This is a genomic window from Kitasatospora sp. NPDC004669, assembly GCF_040609455.1.
GTDB lineage: Bacteria > Actinomycetota > Actinomycetes > Streptomycetales > Streptomycetaceae > Kitasatospora.
The window spans coordinates 5,570-9,413 of the sequence record NZ_JBEXKB010000146.1 but is presented as its reverse complement, the minus strand read 5'-3'; the positions used below and the strand labels follow the sequence as shown (position 1 = coordinate 9,413).

The window sequence follows — 3,844 nt, the reverse complement described above, 5'->3', positions numbered from 1 at the left end:
ACACCCCTCGGCAAGACCCGCACCTCACACCTCGCCGCACTCGACCTGGCAGCCTGATCACCCAGCCCGGTTTACGAATTTCCCAACGGAGTCCTGAAGCCCCGGGCTTCCTCGGCAGAATCAGGTGGGACACGCCGACTCAACCGCTCGTCCACCAACTGGAGCGCTCAGTCACGATCTCTGTGACTGAGAGCTCCAGTCGGCGAGTTGAGCGTCTGCTGGGCGGTGGACGGATGCTGGGGCCGACTCACCGCGCTTCCACACCTCAGAGCATCCGCTCGGCCCTCGCCGCCCGTGCTCGCAGCGCGTCAGCCTCCTCGTGCTGCCCCCGGGCAGCCAGGATCCGGGCCCGGTACTCCATCGCGTACCCGTCACCCAGCTCCTCGGCGCGCAGGAACGCCCGCATGGCTCGCGCCAGGTCGCCGTGGTCCCGGAGGGCCACGCCCAGGGCGGTGATCGGGAACGCCTCGTCCTGCGCGAGGATCACCGGCGCCCAGCGCTCGACACCGGCCGCATCGCCACGATCGAGCGCCTGCTTGACGAGGCCCAACATGGCGTCGGGATCGCCGAGCGCCGCGGCCTTCTCCCAGACCACCTGCGCACGGTTCGCGTCACCGGCCGCCGTGTGCAGCATTCCCAGGTTGTAGCCGGCAACCACGTTCCCGGCTGCCCATGCCTTGCCCCACCAGTGCAGCGCGCCGGCCCGGTCACCCCTCAGATGCAGGGCCACCGCCAGGTTTCCCATCGCCACGTCGTCGCCCAGCTCCGCCCCAGCCGTCAGCTCGGCCAGCTCCTCGTCGGGCGGCAGCTCGATCTCGTGGGCGGCTGGCAGTCGAACCGACACCACCTCGTCGTCCGGCTCCGACCGCCGACGGAACCACCAAACCATCAGCAACCACCCCGGCAGCACAGCCGCACCGATCCCCGGCCTGCGGGCAAGCGAACATCTGTCACCCGGCGATCATGCCAGCCCCGACACTGAACGCTCAGCTCATGGGGCATCAGATCCTTCCTTCCGTCCCGGCCGGGACGGCGTCGCGCGGTGGGGCGGAGGATCCTGTTCCGCTGTTCGTTGGGCGGTTCTGTGACTTCTTCGAACCAGACGGATTTCAGGGCCCAGAAGCGGATGAAGCGGACAGCCCAGCCGGACGATCGACGGTAGAGCAATCTACTCCTATGGAGCGTGGTGTCACGAAAGCGGACAGGGATGAAAGCCACTGAGACGCCCACTCAGACCGCGCTGAACGGTACGGGCCAACGGCGCATATGCGTGGGCAGGGTCAGTAGCAGATCGCCGAGGCTGTACATCAGGTTCTCCGCGGTGAGCAGGCCGACCGCCTGGCGCTGCGTCGCGGTGAGGGGGTCGGCGGGCAGCGGAGTGCATCCGGCCAGGAAGGTGGCGATCAGGTCCGGGTGGTCGAGCATCAGGTGGACTCCGTGCTCCGCCCGGGCGTCCTTGACCGTGATGAAGCCCGGCCCCCGCCTGAAGTAGCACAGCCCGTACCGAAACGCCTGGCGCCAGGCCCGCCGACGATCGGTGGGGAGCCCGACGATCCCGCTCGGCGGCCAGAGATGGTGCAGCGGTGCGGTGTCGAGCTCGCCGCTGGCGGTGGCCGTCCAACGAACCGCCACGCCTTCCTCCAGGCAGACCCGCAGGAACGCGAGGAACGTCAGTGTGGCAAGCGGGTTCCCACCCAGGTCGACCTCGTCGCGCACGACGATGACGCCGCGCTCCACCGTGGTGCCGTAGCCAGGGTCGTGCCTGCGGATCAGGTCGGCCGCCCGATCGCCGAACACTGCGGTCACTCGGCTCCCTCCGGGAATGGGACCGGGATCTCACCGACCTCCGCGAGAGGCGTCGGGCTCATCCGCTTCGGGCAGAGGCGCGCCGGGAGGTCGCGCACCGCCAGTGCCACGACATGCTCCCCGTCGCAGTAGACGAGTCCGAGCTCCCGCAGGCCCGCCAGCGCCGCAGCCACCTCGTCCTCCGACGCCTGCCAGCCCTGTTCGGCGAGCGCCCGGAGGACGGACGGCGTGGTGCGGACCCGCTCGGTGAGCCGGTACACGGCAGCGTCCAGACCGCGCAGCAGGTGGTCGCGCGACGGCCAGCCTTGCCTGCGGTCGGCGATCCGCACCTCGTCGTCGATGTCGGCCACCATCACCAGGGACGAGGTGGTGTGCGCGGCCTGCCATGCATCGACCGCACGGTGGAGCCGAGCCTCGATCTCGCCGCGGATGCCCTGCGGCGGTGTGTCGAAGAGGTAGACCAGATCCGCCAGTTCCTCGGGCGGCAGGTCGTAGATGTGGTCGTAGACGCGGGACGGAGCCCGCTCGGCGAACCCGAGCTCCGGGCGTTCGAAGTTCGGGCTGAACCGTTCCAGCGCTATGCGTATGGTGGCGCCCGGCGGCTGCAGGTGCACCAGTGCGGGCATCTGGTCGATCACGGTCCCGTAGTCCGCGTCGCGTTCCCCGGGGAAGCCGTAGAGGTAGTTCCAACTCACCGTCAGGCCACGGTCATGGCAGTCCCGCAGCAGGCTCACGTTCCGGGCGCCGCCGACGCCCTTGTCCATGAGGTCGAGCACCCGGGCGTTGAGGCCCTCGATGCCGGGCTGGATGTGCACCACCCCGGCCGCCGCAAGCAGATCGAGCTGGTCGGGACGGAGGTTGGACTTCACCTCGTAGTGCACGCGCAAGTCCCAACCACTGGCGGCCATCCGCGGCAGCAGGTTGCGGAAGTAGCCCATGTCCAGGATGTTGTCCACCATCACCAGGTCCAGGATGCGGTGGCGCTCGATCAGGCCGGACACCTCCTGCCACACGGCGTCGGCGTCCTTGCTGCGGAAGGCGATGGCTGAGCCGTTGAGGCCGCAGAAGGTGCACTGGTGCTTCTCACCCCACCAGCAGCCTCGGGCGCCCTCAACGGCGAGCTTGGGCTCCACGAAGGTACGCGTCGGCGACGCCTCCAGGGCGCGCTGCCAGTCGGTGTAGTCGGGGGTGGGGATCAGGCCGGGCGGGACCTGTGCGGCACTCTCGGGGTTCGCCACCGGCCGGTCGCCGTCCCACCAGCACAACCCCGGCACGTCCAGTGGCGGTGTGGCCGCCGCGATGTGGTCCAGCAGCGCGGGGAAGGCGAGTTCGCCCTCGCCTCGGACGGCGAAGTCGACGAAGCGGTGGTTGCGGTGCAGTGACGCGCCCATCGGTCCGTCGCAGTTCGCCCCGCCCATGACGGTCCTCACTCCGGGTCGCCGCTGCTTGAGCAGCCGGGCGACCGCGAGGCTCGGCACGTTCTGCATGAACGTGGTGGTGAATCCCACGACGTCCGGGTCCTCGCGCAGGAGCTCGTCGACGACTCGCTCGACGAAGGGGCGCGCGTATGGGCGCATCCGACGCACTACCTCGATGTCGACGTCATTGGCCTTCGCGTAGCGGATGAGCTCGAACTCGCGCCAGCAGTCGTCGTCGTAGAGCACACCGGCGAACACCCAGTCCCCCAGCCCGTGGTGCAGGCCGGTCTCCGCGACGTGCGTGTAGTCGTGCGGGGTGAGATCCCCACCGCTCTCGGCGAGCAGGAACCCGGCCCAGTCCATCGCCGCGTGCGCCTCGGAGACCTCGGCTTCCGGTCGGGTCTGTGCCACGCGGCGGCGCAGAATGCCGATCGCCAACGAAGGCAGCTCCAGCAGCTGCCACGGCATCGACACCAGACTCAGCCTCACATCTGCTCCCGCGTCGGGCCGGGACCCCGGGGTGGGGCCCCGACCGTCGATAGGTCTGTCTCGGCTTCGGCTCAGCTGTCCCGCTCGGCGGGCGAGTCGACCCGGGACGGCGGAGCGTCGATCCGGTTACG

3 protein-coding genes are annotated in these 3,844 nt (G+C 69.6%); all 3 read right to left on the bottom strand.

Annotated elements, in window-relative coordinates; all coding sequences use genetic code 11:
* Window positions 1-265: 265 nt before the first annotated feature.
* Window positions 266-844 (bottom strand): tetratricopeptide repeat protein, encoded by a 579-nt coding sequence (locus ABZW30_RS45630; protein ID WP_355677247.1) that lies wholly within the window; start codon window positions 842-844, stop codon window positions 266-268.
* 386 nt (window positions 845-1,230) lie between these two features.
* Complete coding sequence (locus tag ABZW30_RS45625; RefSeq protein WP_355677246.1) at window positions 1,231-1,806, bottom strand: DUF5825 family protein; 576 nt, start codon at window positions 1,804-1,806, stop codon at window positions 1,231-1,233.
* A complete protein-coding gene (locus tag ABZW30_RS45620) occupies window positions 1,803-3,713 on the bottom strand; it encodes a RiPP maturation radical SAM C-methyltransferase (RefSeq protein WP_355677245.1) in 1,911 nt (636 codons plus the stop codon). Before ABZW30_RS45620 ends, ABZW30_RS45625 begins: the two co-directional genes overlap by 4 nt.
* Between the last annotated feature and the right edge of the window lie 131 nt (window positions 3,714-3,844).